The organism is Streptomyces sp. NBC_01506 (genome assembly GCF_045040295.1).
Taxonomy (GTDB): domain Bacteria; phylum Actinomycetota; class Actinomycetes; order Streptomycetales; family Streptomycetaceae; genus Streptomyces.
Window position 1 is genome coordinate 8,531,989 of sequence record NZ_CP109422.1, and the last position, 20,162, is coordinate 8,552,150.

Annotated in this window: 16 protein-coding genes; 7 read left to right on the forward strand and 9 right to left on the reverse strand. The window is 69.7% G+C overall.

Annotated elements, in window-relative coordinates; translation table 11 throughout:
* Positions 1 to 8: 8 nt before the first annotated feature.
* Both OG329_RS38325 and OG329_RS38330 read left to right on the forward strand, forming a co-directional pair.
* Positions 9 to 992 carry an aldo/keto reductase gene (locus OG329_RS38325; RefSeq protein ID WP_405801418.1) on the forward strand — a complete coding sequence of 328 codons (984 nt, stop codon included), beginning with the start codon at positions 9 to 11 and terminating at the stop codon, positions 990 to 992.
* Positions 993 to 1,040: 48 nt separating this feature from the next.
* The gene (locus OG329_RS38330) at positions 1,041 to 1,469 is read left to right on the forward strand and encodes a pyridoxamine 5'-phosphate oxidase family protein (RefSeq protein ID WP_405801419.1); all 429 of its coding nucleotides are present in this window, start codon (positions 1,041 to 1,043) and stop codon (positions 1,467 to 1,469) included.
* A gap of 54 nt (positions 1,470 to 1,523) precedes the next feature.
* On the opposite strand, the gene OG329_RS38335 is transcribed toward OG329_RS38330, so the two are convergent.
* Positions 1,524 to 1,991: a MarR family winged helix-turn-helix transcriptional regulator gene (locus OG329_RS38335; RefSeq protein WP_405801420.1), complete on the reverse strand. Its 468-nt coding sequence runs from the start codon at positions 1,989 to 1,991 to the stop codon at positions 1,524 to 1,526.
* Positions 1,992 to 2,104: 113 nt separating this feature from the next.
* Here OG329_RS38335 and OG329_RS38340 point away from each other — a divergent pair, with 113 nt between their 5' ends.
* Positions 2,105 to 3,202 (forward strand): epoxide hydrolase family protein, encoded by a 1,098-nt coding sequence (locus OG329_RS38340; RefSeq protein WP_405801421.1) that lies wholly within the window; start codon positions 2,105 to 2,107, stop codon positions 3,200 to 3,202.
* Positions 3,203 to 3,285: 83 nt separating this feature from the next.
* Here OG329_RS38340 and OG329_RS38345 read toward each other — a convergent pair whose 3' ends face one another.
* The 7 genes from OG329_RS38345 to OG329_RS38375 form a co-directional block, all read right to left on the reverse strand.
* A complete protein-coding gene (locus OG329_RS38345; RefSeq protein ID WP_405801422.1) occupies positions 3,286 to 4,518 on the reverse strand; it encodes an SGNH/GDSL hydrolase family protein in 1,233 nt (410 codons plus the stop codon).
* An 11-nt stretch (positions 4,519 to 4,529) separates the two neighbouring features.
* A complete protein-coding gene (locus OG329_RS38350; RefSeq protein WP_405801423.1) occupies positions 4,530 to 6,950 on the reverse strand; it encodes a glycosyl hydrolase family 95 catalytic domain-containing protein in 2,421 nt (806 codons plus the stop codon).
* A gap of 95 nt (positions 6,951 to 7,045) precedes the next feature.
* On the reverse strand, positions 7,046 to 8,902 hold the full coding sequence (locus tag OG329_RS38355) for a carbohydrate-binding protein (RefSeq protein WP_405801425.1): 1,857 nt from the start codon (positions 8,900 to 8,902) through the stop codon (positions 7,046 to 7,048).
* A gap of 62 nt (positions 8,903 to 8,964) precedes the next feature.
* Positions 8,965 to 9,885: a carbohydrate ABC transporter permease gene (locus OG329_RS38360; RefSeq protein WP_405801426.1), complete on the reverse strand. Its 921-nt coding sequence runs from the start codon at positions 9,883 to 9,885 to the stop codon at positions 8,965 to 8,967.
* A complete protein-coding gene (locus OG329_RS38365) occupies positions 9,882 to 10,856 on the reverse strand; it encodes a carbohydrate ABC transporter permease (RefSeq protein WP_405801427.1) in 975 nt (324 codons plus the stop codon). Before OG329_RS38365 ends, OG329_RS38360 begins: the two co-directional genes overlap by 4 nt.
* A gap of 67 nt (positions 10,857 to 10,923) precedes the next feature.
* A complete protein-coding gene (locus OG329_RS38370) occupies positions 10,924 to 12,237 on the reverse strand; it encodes an ABC transporter substrate-binding protein (RefSeq protein ID WP_405801429.1) in 1,314 nt (437 codons plus the stop codon).
* Positions 12,234 to 13,421 (reverse strand): ROK family protein, encoded by a 1,188-nt coding sequence (locus OG329_RS38375; RefSeq protein ID WP_405801430.1) that lies wholly within the window; start codon positions 13,419 to 13,421, stop codon positions 12,234 to 12,236. The genes OG329_RS38370 and OG329_RS38375 overlap by 4 nt, the downstream gene beginning before the upstream one ends.
* 180 nt (positions 13,422 to 13,601) lie before the next feature.
* On the opposite strand from OG329_RS38375, the gene OG329_RS38380 reads away from it, so the two are divergent.
* The 4 genes from OG329_RS38380 to OG329_RS38395 all read left to right on the forward strand — a co-directional run bounded on the left by OG329_RS38380 (position 13,602) and on the right by OG329_RS38395 (position 19,180).
* The gene (locus tag OG329_RS38380) at positions 13,602 to 15,737 is read left to right on the forward strand and encodes an alpha-galactosidase (RefSeq protein WP_405801432.1); all 2,136 of its coding nucleotides are present in this window, start codon (positions 13,602 to 13,604) and stop codon (positions 15,735 to 15,737) included.
* Positions 15,738 to 15,822: 85 nt separating this feature from the next.
* A complete protein-coding gene (locus OG329_RS38385) occupies positions 15,823 to 16,857 on the forward strand; it encodes a LysR family transcriptional regulator (protein ID WP_405801434.1) in 1,035 nt (344 codons plus the stop codon).
* A gap of 105 nt (positions 16,858 to 16,962) precedes the next feature.
* Positions 16,963 to 18,354: a carbohydrate-binding protein gene (locus tag OG329_RS38390; RefSeq protein WP_405801436.1), complete on the forward strand. Its 1,392-nt coding sequence runs from the start codon at positions 16,963 to 16,965 to the stop codon at positions 18,352 to 18,354.
* 196 nt (positions 18,355 to 18,550) lie between these two features.
* Positions 18,551 to 19,180, forward strand: coding sequence for a DUF6629 family protein (locus tag OG329_RS38395; RefSeq protein WP_405801438.1), 630 nt, complete (start codon positions 18,551 to 18,553; stop codon positions 19,178 to 19,180).
* Positions 19,181 to 19,184: 4 nt separating this feature from the next.
* Here the strand turns inward: OG329_RS38395 and OG329_RS38400 are convergent, their stop codons facing one another.
* Entirely contained in the window at positions 19,185 to 19,934 is a 750-nt protein-coding gene (locus OG329_RS38400) for a class I SAM-dependent methyltransferase (protein WP_405801439.1), read from the reverse strand.
* Positions 19,935 to 20,162 lie beyond the last annotated feature (228 nt).

Genomic DNA, 20,162 nt, shown 5'->3' on the forward strand with positions numbered 1-20,162 from the left:
TCGTCCGTATGGACAAGCGCGTACTGGGCAGGACGGGCCGCGAGGTCTCCGTCGTAGGACTGGGCACCTGGCAGTTGGGAGCCGACTGGGGTGATGTCGCCGAGGCCGACGCCTTCGCCGTCCTCGACGCGGCGCTCGAGTCGGGGGTGACCTTCTTCGACACGGCGGACGTGTACGGCGACGGCCGCAGCGAACAGCTCATCGGCCGGTTCCTGAAGAACCGCCCGAACGCCGACGTCGTCGTCGCGACGAAGATGGGCCGCCGCGCCGAACAGCGGCCCGAGAACTACAGCCTGGACAACTTCCGTACGTGGAACGACCGTTCACGCGCCAACCTCGGTGTCGACACCCTCGACCTGGTGCAACTGCACTGCCCGCCCACGGCTGTCTACTCTGCCGACGCGGTCTTCGACGCGCTCGACACCCTGGTCGCCGAGAAGCGGACCGCGGCCTACGCCGTGAGCGTCGAGACCTGCGCCCAGGCGCTGGCCGCCATCGCCCGGCCGGGCGTCGCCTCCGTACAGATCATCCTCAACCCCTTGCGGCTCAAGCCCCTCGAAGAGGTGCTGCCCGCCGCCCGGGCGGCGGGCGTCGGCATCGTCGCCCGCGTCCCCCTCGCCTCCGGCCTGCTGTCGGGCAAGTACACGAAGGACACGGTCTTCGCCGCCGACGACCACCGCAGCTTCAACCGGCACGGCGAGGCGTTCGACCGGGGCGAGACCTTCTCCGGCATCGACTACGACACGGGCCTCGCGGCGGCCGTCGAATTCGCCGAGCTGGCTCCCGAGGGCGCCACGCCGGCGCAGACCGCGCTGCGCTGGATCATCCAGCAGCCCGGTGTCAGCAGCGTCATCCCCGGCGCGCGCTCCGTCGAGCAGGCACGGTCCAACGCCGCGGCGGCCTCGCTCGCGCCGCTGTCCGACGCCGTGTTGGCCGCCGTACGCGAACTTTACGACCGCCGGGTCCGTGCGGAGATCCACCACCGCTGGTAGTGATGGCGGGAGACAGACCCCCCGTACTTCGTACGAAGGAGAAAATCCGTGCCCCTGAACAGTGAAGAACGCGAGCAGTTCCTCGCCGAGCCGCACATCGCGGCCCTCGCCGTCGACTCCGGCGAGGCGGACCGGGCGCCGCTCGTCGTCCCCATCTGGTACCAGTACGCGCCGGGCGGCGACATCTGGATCCTGACGGGTGCGGACTCCCGCAAGGCCAAGCTGATCACGGCCGCGGGCCGGTTCTCGCTGCTGGTCGAGCGGCTGGCGCCGACCGTGCGGTACGTCTCCGTCGAAGGCCCCGTGACGGAGACGGTCCCCGGCACACGCGACCATCTCGTGGAGCTGGCCACCCGCTATCTGCCGGCCGACAAGGTCGAGGGCTATGTGGCCATGGCGAGCGCCGACCACGGCGACGAGATCGTCGTCCGGATGCGGCCCCAGCGCTGGGTGTCGTCGGACCTCGGCGGCCTGTGATGTGACGACCGAGCGCTTCGGCCGGCCTCTCCCGGCCGGCCGAAGCGCTCACGCTCACGCTCGGGCGCCGGTCCGCCGGTTGTGGTGGTCCAACAGCCTGGACAGCAGCTCGGTCAGGCGCTGTCGCTCCTCGGGCGACAGCGGAGCCAGTAGCTCGTCCTGGCATACGGCCAACTGTTTCTCCAGCCGCCGCAACTGCCGCCTGCCCGCCGCGGTCAGCGTGATGATGTTGCGCCGCCGGTCGGCGGGGTCCATGGCGCGCTCGACCAGTTCTCGCTCGGCCAGCTCGTTGACCGTCGCGACCATGTCGCTGACGTGGATGCCGCTGTGGCGGCCCAGCGCGGCCTGGCTGGCCGGGCCGAACTCCTCCAGCGTCGCCAGCAGGCGGTAGTGGTAGCCGCGAGCGCCGACGGAGGCGAACCCGTCGGCCACCAGGCGGTGCGCGTGGTTCGCGGTCTGGGTGAGCAGCCAGCTAGGCAGGCCCTCCCACGACGCGGGCGTCTCCTCGGGCGGTTTCTCCATACGCCAAGTCTAAAGAATCGTTGGTCGCATCAATGACTGAGGTATCGTTGGGACACCAAACGTTTGGTGCACTAATGTTGGGGTGCCCAATGAATGCCGCTGGAGTTGAGACCATGATCAAGCCGTTCCGTATCGACATCCCCCAGGCCGACCTCGACGACCTGGCCGACCGGCTCTCCCGCACCCGCTGGCCCAACGAGGTCGCCGGCGCCGGATGGGACTACGGCTTCCCGCTGGCGCGCCTGAAGGAGCTGGCAGACTACTGGCGCACCGGCTACGACTGGCGCGCGCACGAGGCCGCGCTCAACGAACTTCCGCACTTCACCACCGAGATCGACGGCCAGAACATCCACTTCGTCCACGTCCGGTCCGCGAAGCCGGACGCGCTCGCGCTGGTCCTCACCCACGGCTGGCCCGGTTCGTTCCTGGAATTCCTGGACGTGATCGAGCCGCTGTCGCGCGACTTCCACCTGGTGATTCCGTCCATACCGGGTTACGGATTCTCCGGGCCGACCCACGAGCGCGGCTGGGACATCGTCCGGATCGCACGGGCCTGGGCCGAGCTGATGGGCCGTCTCGGGTACGAGCGCTACGGCGCGCAAGGCGGCGACTTCGGCTCGGGCATCTCGACCGCGCTCGGCGCGGTCGCACCCGAGAACGTCGTCGGGGTGCACGTCAACTACCTGCCGACCAGGCCGGACCCGGACGCCGGCATCGAACTGTCCGAAACCGACGAAGCCCGGCTGGACAAGGTCAGGGCGCTGATGGCGAATCGCCCGCCGTACCAGGCTCTCCAGGCCGCCACTCCGCAGACCATCGGCTACGCGCTGACCGACTCGCCGGTCGGCCAGCTCGCCTGGATCGCCGAGCGCTTCGCGCAGTGGACGGACCCTCGCTCCCGGATCAGTGACGAGCGGATGCTCACCGACATCTCGCTGTACTGGCTCACCGCCACCGCGGCCTCCTCGGCGCGGCTCCACCACGACGCCCCGCGCCGGATCGAGCCGTGCCCGGTACCGGTCGGCGTGGCGGTGTTCGCGTACGACATCACGCAGTCGGTACGACCGCTGGCCGAGCGGCTGTACGACATCAGGCACTGGTCGGAGTTCGATCGTGGCGGCCACTTCGCCGCGATGGAGGTGCCGGAACTGCTCGCCGAGGACGTCCGGGACTTCTTCCTCACCCACACCCCAGCCGGGGGCCGGGCGTAGGTCACAGGAAATCGAACCACCGAGCCGTCCGCGCCACGCCCGAGGTCCACGTGGCGTGGCGCGGTCGGCTTCAGCGGTCGGCCTCAGCGGTCGCACTCCAGCGACTCCAGGGCGATCGAGTCGGCCATCGCCTGCATGCCCTTGTCGTTGGGATGCAGATGGTCGCCGTTGTCGAACGTGGGCAGGATCCGCTCCGCGTCGTAGGGACTGCGCACCACCTTGTCGAAGTCCACGACCGCGTCGACCTCACCGCTGGTGCGGATCCATTCGTTCACCTCGGTGCGCACGGCCTCACCTTGGGGATCCCACTCCGACCAGCCCTTGAACGGCATGACGGTGGCACCGACGACACACAGGCCCGCCGCGTGCGACCGGTCGATGATCTCGCGGTAACCCGCCGTCAGGGACGCGGCCGTGACACCGGTGTGCGACTTGATGTCGTTGACCCCCTCGAACAGGACGACCGTCCGCACGCCCGGCAGCGACAGCACGTCACGGTCGAGGCGCTTGAGCGCGCTCTGCGCGGCACCGTCCGCCAGCACCTGGTTGCCCGAGATTCCCGCGTTCGCCACGCCCTTCACCGTGCTGACGTCGGAAGCGTGCAGCCGGCGGGCCAGAAAGTCCGGCCAGCGCAGATTCTTGTCCGTGCTGGACTGCCAGCCGTCCGTGATGGAGTCCCCGAGCGTCACCACGGCGCCGGCGCCCCGGTCCGCGTCGACGGTGACCGCGTCGAGGTAGAACCACGACCCCAGCCGCTGTGTGTACGCGCCCTCGCGCTCCGCCGCCGCGTGGTCGCCGCTCGCCGCGTACGACGTCGCGAGAGCCATCCCGTGCCCGGTCGCGGGCCCGCCCGCGTCGCGCACGTACACACTGACGGCCAGATCGCTCATCGCCGCGACCCGGCCGGGCAGCGGATCGCTGTAGCGGATCTCGCCCGGCGCCAGCGTCACGGACGCGGAACCGCCGAACGCGAGCCTCTTGTTGCTGCCGGGGCGCAGTCGGGCGCCGCTGTCGCTGATCCCGGCGTACGCGCGGCCGATGACCAGGGGCCGGTCACCGAACGCGTTGGAGACCCGGACCCGCAGCCCCGTACCGCCCACGCTCGTACGCACGATCAGCCGGTAACTCCGGTCGCCGGCCGCGTCACCCATCCGGTCCGCGCTCGCCGCCCAGGTGACGACGGACTTCGCGGGCGGGGGAGGAACGGCCGCCGTACCCGCCGTCGCAGCCGTGGCGGACGGAACGTGGGCGGGTACGAGGAAAGCCGCGGCCAGCGCCAGGACACCGACCAGAGCGCGCCGAACGGCCCCGCTCATTCGAAGCCCCGTCATCCGAAGTCCCGCAGCGTGACGGTTCTGCCGGAACGCAACTCCACGTCGTGCGAGACCCCGCCGGCCGTGACCGTCGTCCGGCGCCCGCCCACACTGCGGATCCTCGCCTCCCGGACCTTCCCGTCCCGCCAGCTCAGATCCACGACGAAACCGCCGCGCGCGCCGATACCGGTGACCGAGCCGGACCGCGCCCAGGCGCCGGGCAGCGCCGGAAGCAGCTCGATATGGCCCGGCCGCGAGTAGAGCAGCATCTCGATCATCGCGGCGGGGGTGCCGAAGTTGGACTCGATCTGGAAGATCCCGCGGCCCTTCTCCACCTCGTAGATGTCGAAGAGGTTCATCGAGCTGCCGTTGCTGCCGTCGACGGACGGCCGCAGATTGTTGACGACCAGCTCGTACGCGTTGTCCGCGTGCTTCAGCCGTGCCCAGCACAGGGCGCGCCACGCGTTCGCCCAGCCGAAGCTCTCCATCCCACGGGCGGTGAGGAGTTCGGTGGCGCCCTTGACCAGCGCGGCGGGCGAGGCGTCGGGACGAATGCGGTCGCCGGGGAACAGGCCCATCAGCGGCGAGAGATGACGGTGCGTCGTCTCGCCGAGGTTGTCCGGGGACATCCACTCCTGGAGCCAGCCGGTCTTCGGGCTGACCTCGGGCATGTACAGCCGCTCCTGGAGTCCGGCCACGGTCCTGGCGAACGCCGCGTCCCTGCCCAGGAGTTCACACGCCTCGCGGTAGTTGGCGAACAGGTCGCGGACCACCTCCTGCGCGTAGGTGATCCCCTTCGCGTCCTGCGGCCCGTGCTCGGGCGACCAGTCGTTGTCGGCGACGAGGACTTCGCGGTCCTCGCCGCTCGAGGCGTCCTTGACCGTCATGGTCACCAGCCGGGTCTCCCAGAACTCGCAGGCACCCTTGAGCAGCGGGTAGATCTTCTTCACCTGATCGAGGTCCTGCGTGTACTGGTAGTGCTCCCACAGCGAGTTGCAGAGCCACGCGTTGCCCGGCGGATGCCACCACCAGCCGAGTCCGCCGTAGATGTTCGTCGAGTACGCCACCGTCCAGCCGGCGACCTTGCCCGAGGAGTTGCGGAACCGGTTGCGCGGATCGTTGAAGTGAGTCCGCGTCAGCTCGGACCAGACGGGAAGCTGCGCGAGACAGTAGTCGGTGAACGCGTCGAAGTTGCGCGAGAGCGCGGTGCGGTCGGCCATCCAGTAGTTCATCTGGATGTTGACGTCGGTGTGGTAATCGCCCATCCAGTCCGGGTCGTTACCGTCCAGCCAGGGCCCCTGGAGAGCGACCGGCAGCCCGTCACGCGAGCTGCTGATCATCAGATAGCGGCCGAACTGGAGGTACAGCGCCTCGAGTTCGGGATCGGGCACATCCTGCTGCGTACGGTGCTTCAGCCGCTCCCAGGTGTCGAGCGCCCGCTGCTCGGCCGTCGAGGGGCCCAGCGAAACGCTCATCCCCTCGAACTGGTCGCGGTAGTCGGCTACATGAGTGTGCGTCAGTGTGGTGGCGGAGTGCCGTACGGCGTTGTGGACCTTGGTCCTGGCGAGCGCGACCGGATCGAGATCCGGGTCGCGGTAGCCGGTGGTGGAGTCGGGGGCGTAGTTCGACCCGCCGCTGATGACCACGGTCAGGTCGGCGCACCGGGTGAAGACGATCCGCGAGCCGCTGGTGGTGACCGAACCGCTCCTGCTGTGCGCGGTGACGGCGGCACCGTACCGCAGCCCGTTCGCGAACTGCGCGCCGAAGAACAGACTGTCCTTCTTCGCGTCCGCCGACGTCTTCTCCCCGTGCGTGCCGTCGAGCGAGATCGTGCCGGTGTAGTGGCCGCCACCGCGCTGCGAGAAGTGGACGACGACCGCGTCGTCGGGGTGGCTGGCGAAGACGCGGCGCTCGTAACTGACGCCCGAGCGGACATAGTTGGAGGTGACCAGGCCCTGGTCGATGTCGAGTTCGCGGCGGAAGTCGTTGACGGAGCCGAGATCGTGGTCCGGGATGTCGACCGCCACATGGGCCAGTTGGGTGAAGCTGCCGAAGTCGGCCCGTCCGTAAGGGAATTGGCCGTCCGCCTCCAGTTGGTCGTTGATCCCGCCGGTCCACATCGTGGCGTCGGAGACGAAAAGCAGCTCATGCCCGGGGTCGTTGCCGACGAGCGCGCCGAGCCGGCCGTTGCCGACCGGCAGGGCCCGTTCGAGCATCGTCGTCTTCCCGGCCGGCGCGCGGTACCACATCCGGGTGGTCGAGCCCTCGCCGTCGGCGAGCATCGGGGAGACGGCCGGGCGCTCGGGCGCCGCGGAGGCGGCGAAGGCGGGCAGTGCGCCGAGCGCGGTGAGTGTGGCGGCGCCTGCGGTGAGGGAGAGCACACGACGGCGGGTGGGGGTGTGCGGGTGCTGATCGTTCACGGGAGACAACTCCATTCCTGCGGACCTGCGGAACAGGAGGTACGGGGAGAGACAGGCCGGGGGCGCGCCGGTGAGGGCGCGCCCCCGGTCGTACTCGAAAGGCGCCGGGATCAGACGCGCGGCACGTCGATCTTGTCGATGTCCGGCGAGTACCCGTCACCGCTGTCGAAGGTGACGGTGTTGGTGCCCGCCTTCAGCGTGACCGGCACGCTGATCGAGTCGACCGCCGACCAGCCGCCGGTGGCCGGGAAGGCCGTGGAGACGGGCGCCTTGCCGTTGGCGGAGACACCGATCGACCGGGGATCGCCCGAGGTGTAGGCGACCTTGACCAGATAGCGGCCCGCCTTCTCCACGACGACGTCCGTGAACTGGACCTTGCCGCCCGTGTAGAGGTTGCCGACCTTCTTCGTACCCGAGCACTCGTCGCAGTTGGCGATCGAGGCGGAGCCCGACAGGACGTTGGCCGGGGACTCGGCCTCGTACGCCGTCGTCTTCAGCTCGGGACCCTGCGGGGTGACGGTGAACAGCCGCGAACCGTGCGCCGGTAGGGCCTGCGTGATGCCGTCCTTGTGCCGGCCCAGGCTCTCGCGGTTCCACACGTCACGCACCGACGCCTGGCCGGTGAAGCCGAGCGTCTGCCAGTCGGCGGTCACCGGCGAGGGGGAGTCACCCTGGTTGAACAGGGCGACGGTGTAGCTGCCATCGGGGTTCTCGGACGCCCAGACCTGCTCGTCGCCGACCGAGGTGACGGGCTTGGCGGGCTTCCCCGGCTGCTGGTTGATCTTCAGCACGTCGCGGTTGGTCATCAGCGACAGACCGTAGTCGTCCAGCTTGGTCAGATCATCCCCGCTGTACAGCGGGGACTTGGCGACCGCCCAGAGCGTCATATAACTCTGGCGCTCCGCCTTGGTGAGACCGCTCATGGCGGCGTTGCCTACATTGATCGCGTCGAGGTCGTTCCAGCCGCCGGGCCCGGCGTAGCGGGTCCAGCCGGGTGTGTCACGCCACCGGTCCTCGACCGAGTTCTCCCACGACACCAGGGTGTTGCAGTAGCACTCGACGTCCGTGTCGACGCGCCATCCGTTGGACGTGGCCTGCCAGTCCTTGGCGTAGTTGATGTCGAGCGACCACGAGATCTCCAGATGGATGGGCCGCCCGGTGCCCTTGATGGCCTTCTGCCAGGCCGCGACATCCGTGCGGTTGTCGTAGTTATCGCCGCTCTTGAAGGAGCCGGGGCCGACCCCGTCGAGCTTGAGGAAGTCGTAACCCCAGTCGGCGATGAGCTGTGCCTGGGAGTCGACGTACTTCTGCGCGCACGGCTTCGTGAAGTCGATCTTGTACGAGCTGTCCCAGCCGTTGGTGGTCCGCAGATCGCTGTAGACGATGTCGCCGGTGGTGCAGTCGTCGGTGTTCCAGATCCGCAGCTTCCCCTCGCCGTACCCCTCCTTCTCCAGCCCCACGGGGAGGTAGATACCGGCCTTGAGTCCCTTGCCGTGGATACGGTCGGCGACCGCCTTCATCCCACTGGGGAACCGCTCCGTGTTGGTCTTCTGGCGCCCGTACTCGTCGAATTCCGGCTTCCAGTCCCAGCCGCGCCACCAGCCGGCGTCGATGTTGACGTATTCGTAGCCGTACTTCTTCAGCTTGGAGGCCAGTGCGTCCGTCTGCTTGTTCACATTGGCTTCGGTGAGATAGCTGTAGCTGCCGTTGGTGTTGACCCCCGGATACGAGGTGGTCTGGAGGCTCCAACTGCTCCAGCCCATATACGGCTTCTCGGCGACGGCGCTCTGCGCCGCAGGCGCCTGATCGGTTGCCTGATCGATTGCCTGATCGATTGCCTGATCAGTTACCTGGTCGGGGAGTTGGGCCTGGGCCGTTGTCGGTACGGCGACCGCCAGGCCGGCGGTGACGGCGAGGACGAGCGCGGCGCGCAGGGTTCTCGCGACGTTGCGAGTGGGTGGGCGCATGGGAAGGGGCCTCCTGCTTTCTCAAGAAGGGGAGGTGCGGGGTGGTACGGGTCAGTTACGGGCTACTTGCCGGCGCCGATCGTCAGTCCGCTGATGAACTGGCGCTGGAGCGCGAAGTACACGATCAGCGTGGGAATCGCGGTCATCAGCGCACCGGCCGCGATGAGGTTGGGATTGGTGAAGTACTGCCCCTCCAGGCTGGCGAGCGCGGAGGTGACGGGACGCTTGTCGCCGGTCTCGATCAGCACGAGCGGCCAGAAGAAGTCGTTGTAGATCCAGATCGACTCCAGCGTCGCGAGCGCGGCGAACGCGGGCCGGCACAGCGGCAGCACGATCTGGAAGAACTGCCGCCACACGGGCGCGCCGTCCACGAGCGCGGCCTCGGTGATCTCCTTGGGGATCGTCTTCATGTAGTTGCTCAGCACGAAGGTGCAGAAGCCGCACTGGTAGGCGATATGGATGACGATGATGCCCCAGTAGGAGTTGTAGAGCAGATAGGAATCGCTCATCCAACCGGGCAGGTTCCACTGGAGATACAGCCGGTACAGCGGGGTGATGAGCACCTGGGCGGGGAGCAGATTGCCCGCGGTGAACAGCATCAGCAGCGCGATGTTCCAGCGGAAGTCGAAGCGCGAGACGTAGAAGGCGACGGCGGCGGAGAAGAAAAGAGTGCCGAGCACGGCGGGCACGGTGACGAGCACCGAGTTCCAGAAGAAGTGCGCGAGACCCGACTGCGCCCAGGCGTCGGTGAAGTTGTCCAGGCTCAGCCCGCTGGGCCAGGACAGATAGCCGTTCTTCGCGGTGTCCTCGTACGGCCGCAGCGAGGTGTACATCGCCCACAGCAGCGGGACCAGCCAGAGCAGCGAGATACCGGCGAGGAACAGATGCCGGCCGATCTGGCGGCGCGGGCGTGACGGCTTGGTGGGAGGTGTGGCGCCCGGTGCCCGTGGCGGGGCGGCCGGAGGTGTGGCTGTCGCGGTCACGCCTCCTCCTTGTCCTTGCGGAAGTTCTGTACGAGGAAGGTGCAGATCGCGGTCAGCGAGACCAGCAGCATGATCACCGCGATCGCCGAGCCGTAGCCGATATGGCTGGTCTCGCCGACGATGTTGTCGGTGATCAGCAGCGAGAGCAGTTCCATGCCGGGCTTGCTGCCGATGCCGCCGCCGAGGACGTACACGATGTCGAAGGCGCGCAGCGACTCCATGGCCGTGACGACGAGGATGACGATGTTGACCGGCTTCAGCGCCGGGAAGACCACGCGCAGGAACGTCTGCCGGCCGTTGGCGCCGTCGAGTGCGGCGGCTTCCTTGAGCGCGGGGTCGAAGCCTTTGAGCCCGGCCAGATACAGGATCATGATGTAGCCGGTGTGCCGCCACGCGGACGCGACGAGCACGGCCCACAGATTGAGGTCGGGATCGCCGAGCCAGTCGATGTGGGTACCGGGCGAGGCGGCCCCGATGATGCCGTTGAGCAGACCGTTGTCCGGGTTGTAGATGATCTCCCAGATCAGTCCGACGACCGCGAGGGACAGCACCATGGGCAGGAAGATCGCGGTCTGGTAGATCCGGGTGAAGCGGATCTTCCGGTCGAGCTGGTACGCGAGGAAGATACCGAACGGCGTCGGCAGCAGCGCGGTGAACAGCAGCCAGATGACGTTGTGCTGGACGGCCGGCCAGAACGGCGGGTAATTGGTGAAGATCTCCCGGTAGTTGTCCCAGCCGATCCAGTCGATGCCGGACAGCGAGAGGCCGTCCCAACTGGTGAAGGAGAGCGCGAACGAGGCGAGCGCGGGCAGCCAGACGAAGACCAGCAGGGCCAGCAGTGGCACGCCGACGATGACGCCGAGGAACAGCCGGTCGCGCACGCCGAGCCGGCGCGGTCTGCGCCGGCGCGCCGGCACGTCGCGCGCGGCCGGCGTGCGCGGTTCCTCCGGTGCTTTGAGTGTGGAAGTCATGGGGGTGGGCGTCCCTCGGGCGGGTCGACGGGGTGGCGGCTCGGGCGTCTGAGAAGTCCGGACGGTCTCAGCCGGAGAAGAACCGCGAGCGCTGGGACTCGATCTTCTTCAGCGTGGCCGCGCCGTCGTCCGGGTGGCCGAGCCACTGCGTCAGACCGGGCAGTACGACGGTGGAGATGAACCCGGGATCGCTGTCGCGGTCGCCGAACTGGGTGATGTGCTTCGCGGCGCCGATCAGTTCGGCCGACTTCTTCTGCAGCGCGTTGTACGTACTGGTGTCGGCCTTGCTGTGGACGGCGACATTGCTCGGGTCGACGCCCATGTAGACGCTCTCCGCCTCCGGGCTGCCCAGGAACTCCAAGAACTTCCGGGCGCCTTCGGCGTTCTTGGGCTTACGGCTGAGCATGAATCCGTCGGTCGGCGCCTCGACGCTGTCCATACCGTGCGCCGGGTCGATCTCGGGGAACGGGAAGAAGTCGATGTCCTCGCGCAGCGCCTGGTCGGTGATCTGCTGGCCGAGGAACAGCCCGATGACGGCCATGCCGGACTTCTTGTCGAACAGCGACTGCGCCGCGTCCTGCCACGAGCGCCCGCCGGCGCCCGACTGGTAGTACGGGGCGAGTTCGCGCCACAGGTCCAGGACGGTGGTCATACGCCGGTCGCTCCACGCGACCTCGCCGCCCATCAGCTCCATGTGGAAGTCGTAGCCGTTGGCACGCAGGTTCAGATAGTCGAAGGCGCCGAGGATGGACCAACTGTCGCCGCCGCCGTAGCCGGAGGCGATCGGTGAGAGCCCGTCCTTCTTCATCTTCTTGGCCAGCGCGACGAACTGCGCCCAGGTCGTCGGCGCCGTGTAACCGCGCTCCTTGAAGACACTCTTGCGGTAGAAGACGGCCCACGGGTAGTTGTACAGCGGGACGAAGTAGTACTTGCCGTCGCTGCCCTTGGACAACTGCTTGGCGGCCTCGCTGAATCCGGAGCCGATGGTCTCCCACACCTCGTCGATGGGACTGGCCAGCTTCTTCTGAGCGAAATACCGCATGCGGTAGCCGGCGAACCAGGTGAACGTGTCGTCCGGGGTGCCCTGGAGATAGCTGGAGATGCTCTTCTGGAACGTGTCGTGGTCGACCGTGTTGGTCTTGACCTTCAGGTCGGTGTCCTCGGTGAAGGCCTTGGTCACCGCCGCGTACGCCTTCTTGGGGGTGGCGTCGGCGCCGTTGGATCCGAACGTCACGGTCTTCGGGTCGGCGGCGGGCGGTCCGCCGCCGCAGGCCGCCAGGGCGGGCCCGGCGAGGGCGGCGGCTCCCACTCCCATCAGGCCGTTGACGACGCTGCGTCGTCTCGGACCACCGGTGACGGGTATGCGGCTCTGCTGCGTCATCGCTTCTCCTGGAAGGTGTCGGATCCGATGAAGGTCTGGATCGCGGTGGCCGCGGCCCCGCGCGCCCACTCCTCGAACGGCAGCGGACGCGTGATCACGTCGCACTGATCGGCCGTGCTGAAAGCGGTCGCGGAGAACGCTTCCTTGATCTGGGCGGCGAACAGGTCGTACGCCGCGAGTCCTTCGCCCGAGATGATCACGCGCCCGGGGCCGAGCAGATTGACCACCGTGCCGATCGCCCGGCCGATCGCCGCGCCCGCGTCCGCGTACGCCGCGCGGGCCACCGGGCTTCCGCCGTGCGCCAGTTCGAGCGCCTGCGCGGGGCCGGCCAGCGGCTCGCCGGTGTCGCGCCGGATACGGCGCACGATGGCCGAGTCCGAGGCGATGGCCTCGACACAGCCGTGGTTGCCGCAGTGGCACAGCGGTCCTCGCGGGTCGATGGGCAGATGCCCGATCTCACCGGCCACACCGTGCGCCCCGGAGACCACCCGCCCGTTGACCACCAGTCCGCAGCCGATACCGGCGCCGACGGTGACCAGGGCGAAATCGGAGAGGCCCACCCCGGCGCCGAACCACTGCTCGGCGACCGTCAGCGCCCGTACGTCGTTGTCCACGGTGGTGGGCAACCCGGTTGCCGCCATGGTGAGTTGGGCGAGGGCGATGTCGCGCCAGTCGAGGAACGGCGAGTAGCGCACGACTCCCGCCGCCCGGTCCACATCGCCGGACACGGCGACCGCGAGGCCCTGCACCTGGACGCCGAACCCTTCGGCCTCCGTCCTCAACTCCGCCGTCAACTCCGCGATCACGGCGATCACGGCCGCCGGCTCACGGTCGGTGAGCGGTACGTGGCGGGCCAGCCGGATCCGGCAGCACAGGTCCGCCAGGACCGCGATCACCTCGTCGGCCGTCACCTTCACACCGATGAACAGGGCCCTGCCGCCGTCCACCCGTACGGGGTTGGCGGGCCGTCCGACCGCGGGCGGGGCACTGTCGTCCGCGGCCTCGACGAAGTAGCCGGCCGCCATCAGCGGGCGTACGGCCTTCGTCACGGCGGCCGACGAGAGGCCGGTGCGGCGGGAGAGCTCCACACGGGAGAGCGGGCCCTGGGAGAGCACGGTGGTGAAGACCAAGGAGGCGGCGGGGGTGGCCGCCGGAAACGCCTCCACCTGGTCGGTCGTTGACATGGCCGGAAACGTAGGTGAGTTAATTTCCTCTGTCAATAAAAAAAGCAGGAGTCCTGCGAAATAGAAGTTGATCATCCCCATTCAAGGAGAAAGTTGGTTACGGCAGGGCACTTGACAATGGATCAAAGGATGAGTTGGCTACCTGCCGTCACAGTGCTGCCCCCGAACGTAAGGATCTCCATGCCCCAGATCTCCTACGCCCCGGACGCCGCCCTGTGGTTGCTCAACACCCCGCGCACCTCCTACGCGGTGCGCACCGACAGCAGTGGAGCGCCCTGCCATGTGGCCTGGGGCGGCAGGCTGACCCTGGACGAGGCACGGGAGATCGCGGCCCGGCCGCACCCGGTCGACCGCGAGGCCAACAGCTTCGAGGGCCGGCCCCCGGTCGGCGAGGAGCTGCCCGTCGACGGCGGCGCCCGCTACGGCGTCCCCTCGCTCCAGGTCCGCTTCGCCGACGGCACCCGCGCCGTCGAATGGGCGCCCGTCGCCCACGACATCCGCGAAACCCCCGGCGGGGCAGGCGAGTTGGACCTCGTGTTCCGCGACCGGCACTACCCGCTCGGCATCGTCCTGCACTACCGCGTGCACCACGACAGCGACGTGATCGAACGCTGGACGACCCTGCGCAACACCGGCACCGACGACATCGTCCTGCTGCGCGCCGACTCGGCGGCCTGGACCCTGCCGCCGCGCGCCGACTACCGGCTCAGCCATGTCACGGGACAGTGGGCGGCCGAGACCCAACTGGGGCGCCAGACACTGCCGTTCGGCGAGACCGTCCTGACCAGCAGGCGCGGTATACCCAGCCACCATCTCAACCCGTGGGTCATGCTGGACGACGGCAGCGCGAGCGAGGACCACGGCCAGGTGTGGAGCGCCGCGCTCGCCTGGAGCGGCAGTTGGCGCATCACCGCCCAGCGCACCGCGTCCGACGGCCGGGCCGGTTTCACCGGCGGCGCGGGACACGACCAGAGCACCCTGCGTCTGGGCCCCGGGGAGACACACACCACGCCGCGCTTCGCCGGGCTGCACACCGAAGGCGGCTTCGGCGCGGCGAGCCGCGCCTGGCACGCGTACACGCGCGCGCACGTCCTGCCGCACCCCGACGAGATACGCCCCGTGCTGTACAACTCCTGGGAAGCCACCGGCTTCGACCACGACGAGAAGCGCCAGATGGCCCTCGCCGCGCGCGCCGCCCAACTGGGCGCCGAGCTGTACGTCATGGACGACGGCTGGTTCGGCGCCCGGCGCGCCGACCGGGCCGGACTCGGCGACTGGACACCGTCACCCGACCGGTTCCCCGACGGACTCGGGCCACTGGCCGACGAGGTGCACCGCCTCGGCATGCGCTTCGGCCTGTGGGTCGAACCGGAGATGGTCAACGCCGACAGCGACCTCTACCGCGCCCATCCCGACTGGATCCTGCACTTCCCGCACCGTACGCGCACCGAGCTGCGCAACCAGCTCGTGCTCAACTTCGCCCGGGACGACGTCGCCGACTGGGCGTACGCGTGGCTCACCGCGCTGGTCGCCGACAACGGCATCGACTTCCTCAAGTGGGACATGAACCGGCCGTTCAGCGAGGCCGGCCCGGCCGGACCCGAAGGGGACGACCGGCTGTGGAGCCGTTACGTGCACAACCTCTACCGCGTCATCGACCGACTGCGCGCGGACCACCCCCATCTGCGTATCGAGGCGTGCGGCGGCGGTGGCGGACGCGTGGACCTCGGCATCCTGTCCCGTACCGACCAGGCGTGGCCGTCCGACAACACCGACGCGGCCGACCGCGTCGCCATCCAGCACGGCTACAGCCAGCTCTACCCGGCGTCGACCATGGCCGCCTGGGTCACCGACGTACCCAACGAACTCACCTCACGCACCGTGCCGTTGGCGTTCCGCTTCCATGTCGCGACGGCCGGGGTGCTCGCCGTGGGCGGTGACCTCACCCGCTGGTCGGACGAGGAGATCGCCGAGGGCGCCCGGTACGTGGACGCGTACATCGAGGTCCGTCATCTGGTCCAGCACGGCGTCCAGCACCGGCTGCGGGCGCCCGGGGACGACGGGCCCACCGTCGTGCAGTACACGTCGGCCGACCGGGCGGAGGCGCTGGTACTCGCCTGGCAGCGCGCCCCGCGCCGGGGGCGGCCGGAGCGGCCCGTCCACCTCACCGGCCTCGATCCGGCGGCGGTCTACCGGGATGTCGCGACCGGGGAGTCGCACCACGCGACGGTCCTGATGCGGTACGGACTGCCGCTGGGGCTGCCGGCGGGGGACTGGGCCAGCACGGCGATCCATCTGCGGCGGGTGTCCTCCTGACGCCCCGGTGCGTTTCGCACCGTGCGGCGCTATTGGTCTGGACCGGACTCTTGCCCTCGAACCGGTCGACGGCCAAGCTCGCCTCATGGAGCTGGAGTTGCGGCATCTCAAGACGATCCGGGCCATAGCCGACGCGGGCAGCCTCACCAAGGCCGCCTCCGCCCTCGGCCTCGCCCAGCCCGCCCTCAGCGCCCAGTTGAAGCGGATCGAGACCGCGCTCGGCGGGCGGCTGTTCGACCGCGGACGGCACGGCGTGCGTACGACAGCGCTCGGCGAACTCGTCCTGGCCCGCGCCCGGATCGTGCTGCCCGCCGTGAGCGAACTCCAGCAGGACGCCGTCCGGTTCGCCCGCACCCTGGAGGAGACCCGCCGCTTCCGGCTCGGCGGCACCCACGGCCCGCTCCTCGGCGGGCTCGTCGACCGGCTCGTCTCCGCCTACCCAGGCGTCCCCGTCACCACCTACACCTCCTGGTCGGAGCGCGAGATCGCCGCGTCGGTCGCCGAAGGGCGGATCGACTACGCCCTGATCGGCTGCTGCGGGGCGAGCCCGCCGCCCGCCGGTGAGCGACTGGAATGGCGCGAGATCGCGAGCGACCCCGTCTTCGTGATGCTCGCCGCCGACCACCCACTGGCCGGCCGCCAGGAGATCGGCCTCGCCGAACTCGCCGACGAGGCATGGACCGACGTGCCGGGCGACGGCTGCTTCAGCGACTGCTTCACCGCCGCCTGCGCCCGCGCCGGATTCACCCCCACGAGCGTGTACGAGACCGACACCGCCTCCTGCGTCCATCTCGTCCAGGTCGGCCGCGCCGTCGGCCTCTGCCGCGCCACCTTCCCCACCACCGCCGGACTGGTCACCCGACCCCTGGCCGGCACACCACTGAGCTGGCGGCACCTCCTCGGCTGGCACCCGGCGGCGCGGGCGGCCGACAGCGCGCCCGCCGTCTTCGAACAGGCACGCGCCGCCCATGCCCAGGCGGCGGCGCGCAGTGAGAGTTACGCGGACTGGCTGGACGGCGGACACGGCCCCCTCGCCTCCCTGCCCCCCCGGCAGCCTGCACAACGCCGGCCGTGTTCCGTAACGCCGGCCGTGTTCCGTAACGCCGGGCGTGTTCCATAACGCCAGGCAGAGGGAGAACTGGCATCTTATGAACGGCAGTTGACACTCCTACGGTTTCGGTACCTCCCCGCGTGCCTTCCTCACCGAAACCACAGGAGACTCTTGATGCTCCACAGAGCCACGCTTCACAGACGTGCCGCGAGCGCGGGTGCCGCCCTCGCCGCCATCGGCGCGCTCGTGCTGGCCGGACTGCCGGGCACGGCGTCCGCCCGGCCCACCGACCCGGCCGCCGCCTCCCGCACCGCGGCCGACCCCCTGGGCACCGCCGAGACCTCCCCCGCCCTGCTGACGGCGATGCGGCGCGACCTCGGCCTCACCCAGGCGCAGGCCCGCCACCGGCTGGCCAACGAGGCGCGGGCGGGCGCCACCGCCGGCCTCCTGCGCCTCGAACTCGGCCGCGCCTACGCGGGCGCCTGGGTGCGGGGTGCCGAATCCGCCCGGCTCACCGTCGCCACCACCGACGCCGCCGACATCCCCGCCATCGAGGCCAAGGGCGCGACAGCCACCGTCGTCCCGCACACGCTCGCCGCACTGGAGGCGGCGATGACGACCCTGGACCGGGCCGCCGCCCGAACCGCCGCCCGCACCACGACCGTTGACGCGCCCGTCCGGTACGTCGACGTCCGCACCAACACCCTGGTCGTCCAGGCCGTCCGGCCGGCCGCCGCACACGCCCTCCTGGCCGCCGCCGGGATCGACCGCGACCTCGTCCGCGTCGAGACCTCGGCCGACCGGCCCCGCCCGCTCTACGACATCCGGGGCGGCGACGCGTACTACATGAACGGCTCCGGGCGCTGCTCCGTCGGCTTCGCCGTCACCAAGGGGACCCAGCAGGGCTTCGCCACCGCCGGCCACTGCGGTCGACCCTCCACCACCACCAGCGGCTTCAACCAGGTCGCGCAGGGATCGTTCCAGGCCTCCACCTTCCCCGGCCGTGACACCGCGTGGGTCGCCACCAACAGCAACTGGACCGCCACCCCGTACGTCAAGGGCCAGGGCGGCGCCAACGTCCAGGTCACCGGCTCCACCCAGGCGCCGGTGGGCGCCTCGGTCTGCCGCTCGGGCTCCACCACCGGCTGGCACTGCGGTGTCATCCAGCAGCACAACACCAGCGTCACCTACCCCGAAGGCACCATCTCCGGGGTCACCCACACCACCGTCTGCGCCGAACCGGGCGACTCGGGCGGCTCGTTCATCTCCGGCAGCCAGGCCCAGGGCGTCACCTCAGGCGGCTCCGGCAACTGCTCCTCCGGCGGCACGACCTTCTACCAGCCCGTCAACCCGCTGCTCCAGGCGTACGCCCTGACGCTCACGACCACCACCGGACCCGGCCCGGGTGAACCCGGCGAACCCGGCGGGACATGGGCGGCGGGCACCGTCTACGCGGCGGGCGCCCAGGTCACCTACGGCGGAGCGACCTACCGCTGCCTCCAGGCCCACCAGGCCCAGCCCGGCTGGGAGCCCCCGAACGTCCCCGCGCTCTGGCAGCGAGTGTGACGCGAACCGGTTGACCGTCAGGTCCGCCTGTTTCACGCCACATCGAGTGGCGCACCACGGAGGGCCGACGGACCATCGTCGGCCCTCCAGACGGGCCGGTCGTGTCATCCGCCCGGACGTACGTGGGAACCGTACGATCGGACCCGTTGTGCGGTGATCACACCATCACCGTCCCTCTCCGTCCCTGGATGACACGATGTGCTGGAGCTCGACCGCCGATCTCACCGCCGGTATCTGTGTCGGAGCGATCGGGGTGGCCTGCGTCGCACGCGTACGCCGCGTCCGCGATCTGCCGCTCGCCGCGCTGCCCCTGCTCCTGGGCACCCATCAGATCATCGAGGCCGTCGTATGGGACTCGGGCGGCGGCGCCGGGCCCGCCACCACGGCGTGGGCCGTCATCGCACTGCCCCTGCTGGCCCTCTGGGTCCCGCTGGCCGTCCTGGCCGCCTCGCCGCCGGGGACCCGCAGGCGGCTCGCCGTGCCCGTCGTCTCCGGCGCCGCCACCGCCGCCACGCTGTCGTACTACCTCGCGACCAGAACCGTGACGGCCGACATCCGCGGCCACACCATCGGATACTCCGTCCACCTGCCGCAGCCCGAGATCGTCGTCGCCGGCTATCTCCTCGCCACCGTCGGAGCCCTGCTGCTCTCCGGAGACCGGACGGTACGGCTGCTCGGTGTGCTGGTCGCCGTCGGTGCGGTGATTTGCGCGGTCATCTGGCGCCTGGAGTTCGTCTCGACCTGGTGCGCCTTCGCCGCGCTCGCCTCCGTCGTGATGTTCGGCTGGGTCCGGGGGCGTACGCGAGCGCCCGGACCGGCGGCCTGACGGCTCACGGCCGGCGCGCGACCACCATGCGGCAGCGCGGAGCGCCGTCCGGCAGTCGCCCAAGACCGTCGAGCGCGACGAGGTCCACCTCGAAGCCCGTACGGGTCAACTCGTCCACCACGTCGGCCGGCCGGAAGGTGCGGTAGTACATGACGAAGGGCGGACGCCACACGGCGTTGCGCGCCCGCATCGCCGCGTCGAAGCCCCACAGCGTCCAGTACAGCCGCGAGCCGACGCGCGGCGGCGCGGGCACCGGGAAGGCGAAAACGCCGCCGGGCCGCAGGACTTCACGTACCCGGGTGAACAGCGCGGGCCGCTCGGACGGCAGGAAGTGCCCGAACGCGCCGAAGCTCACGGCCACGTCGAAAGCGGAGCGGAAGGGGAGGGCGCGCGCGTCGGCCCGTACGAAATCGACGACGGGTCCACCCGAACCGCCCCCGCCCGCCCCGCCCTTCGGCAGCAGGGCGGACCTGGCGGTGGCGAGCATGCCGGCGCTGAAGTCGACACCGGTGACCCGCTCGACGCACACCTCCCGCAGAACGTCCACACCGGCTCCGGTGCCGCAGCAGATGTCCAGACCCGCGCGGAAGGGGCCGAGCGGCCCGAGGGCGTCGGCGACGGCGTCCAGCACCGTGTCCGGCGTACGGAACGGGGTCAGATCGAACTTCGGGGCGAGCAGGTCGTAGCCGCGCTCGGTGGACGAGAGCGCCTGCACGGTCAGTTCGCGAAGGGTGGGGCCCTGTGGGGTGAACATCACGGGTCAGCCTACCGACAGTTCCGACACGCGGCACAGGGAGGGGACATTAGCGGACGCTTCCCTCTCCCGGGGGACAAAACGCGGCTCGCGGAACGCCGTCACTGCACTGTGCGGGTGTTGTCGGACGTCACGCTTGATCGTTTCTGTGGTCTGGAAGCGAGGAGACGTGTAGCGTCAGCTTTAGCTGTCGTGGTTCCGAAGTACTTTGTCGCCCGTGATCACAGT

Coding starts and splice junctions, on each gene's coding strand:
- OG329_RS38325 (WP_405801418.1), top strand. CDS start 9: ATGGACAAGCGCGTACTGGGCAGGACGGGCCGCGAGGTCTCCGTCGTA.
- OG329_RS38335 (WP_405801420.1), bottom strand. CDS start 1,991: ATGGAGAAACCGCCCGAGGAGACGCCCGCGTCGTGGGAGGGCCTGCCT.
- OG329_RS38340 (WP_405801421.1), top strand. CDS start 2,105: ATGATCAAGCCGTTCCGTATCGACATCCCCCAGGCCGACCTCGACGAC.
- OG329_RS38345 (WP_405801422.1), bottom strand. CDS start 4,518: ATGAGCGGGGCCGTTCGGCGCGCTCTGGTCGGTGTCCTGGCGCTGGCC.
- OG329_RS38350 (WP_405801423.1), bottom strand. CDS start 6,950: ATGGAGTTGTCTCCCGTGAACGATCAGCACCCGCACACCCCCACCCGC.
- OG329_RS38355 (WP_405801425.1), bottom strand. CDS start 8,902: ATGCGCCCACCCACTCGCAACGTCGCGAGAACCCTGCGCGCCGCGCTC.
- OG329_RS38365 (WP_405801427.1), bottom strand. CDS start 10,856: ATGACTTCCACACTCAAAGCACCGGAGGAACCGCGCACGCCGGCCGCG.
- OG329_RS38370 (WP_405801429.1), bottom strand. CDS start 12,237: ATGACGCAGCAGAGCCGCATACCCGTCACCGGTGGTCCGAGACGACGC.
- OG329_RS38375 (WP_405801430.1), bottom strand. CDS start 13,421: ATGTCAACGACCGACCAGGTGGAGGCGTTTCCGGCGGCCACCCCCGCC.
- OG329_RS38380 (WP_405801432.1), top strand. CDS start 13,602: ATGCCCCAGATCTCCTACGCCCCGGACGCCGCCCTGTGGTTGCTCAAC.
- OG329_RS38385 (WP_405801434.1), top strand. CDS start 15,823: ATGGAGCTGGAGTTGCGGCATCTCAAGACGATCCGGGCCATAGCCGAC.
- OG329_RS38390 (WP_405801436.1), top strand. CDS start 16,963: ATGCTCCACAGAGCCACGCTTCACAGACGTGCCGCGAGCGCGGGTGCC.
- OG329_RS38395 (WP_405801438.1), top strand. CDS start 18,551: ATGTGCTGGAGCTCGACCGCCGATCTCACCGCCGGTATCTGTGTCGGA.
- OG329_RS38400 (WP_405801439.1), bottom strand. CDS start 19,934: ATGTTCACCCCACAGGGCCCCACCCTTCGCGAACTGACCGTGCAGGCG.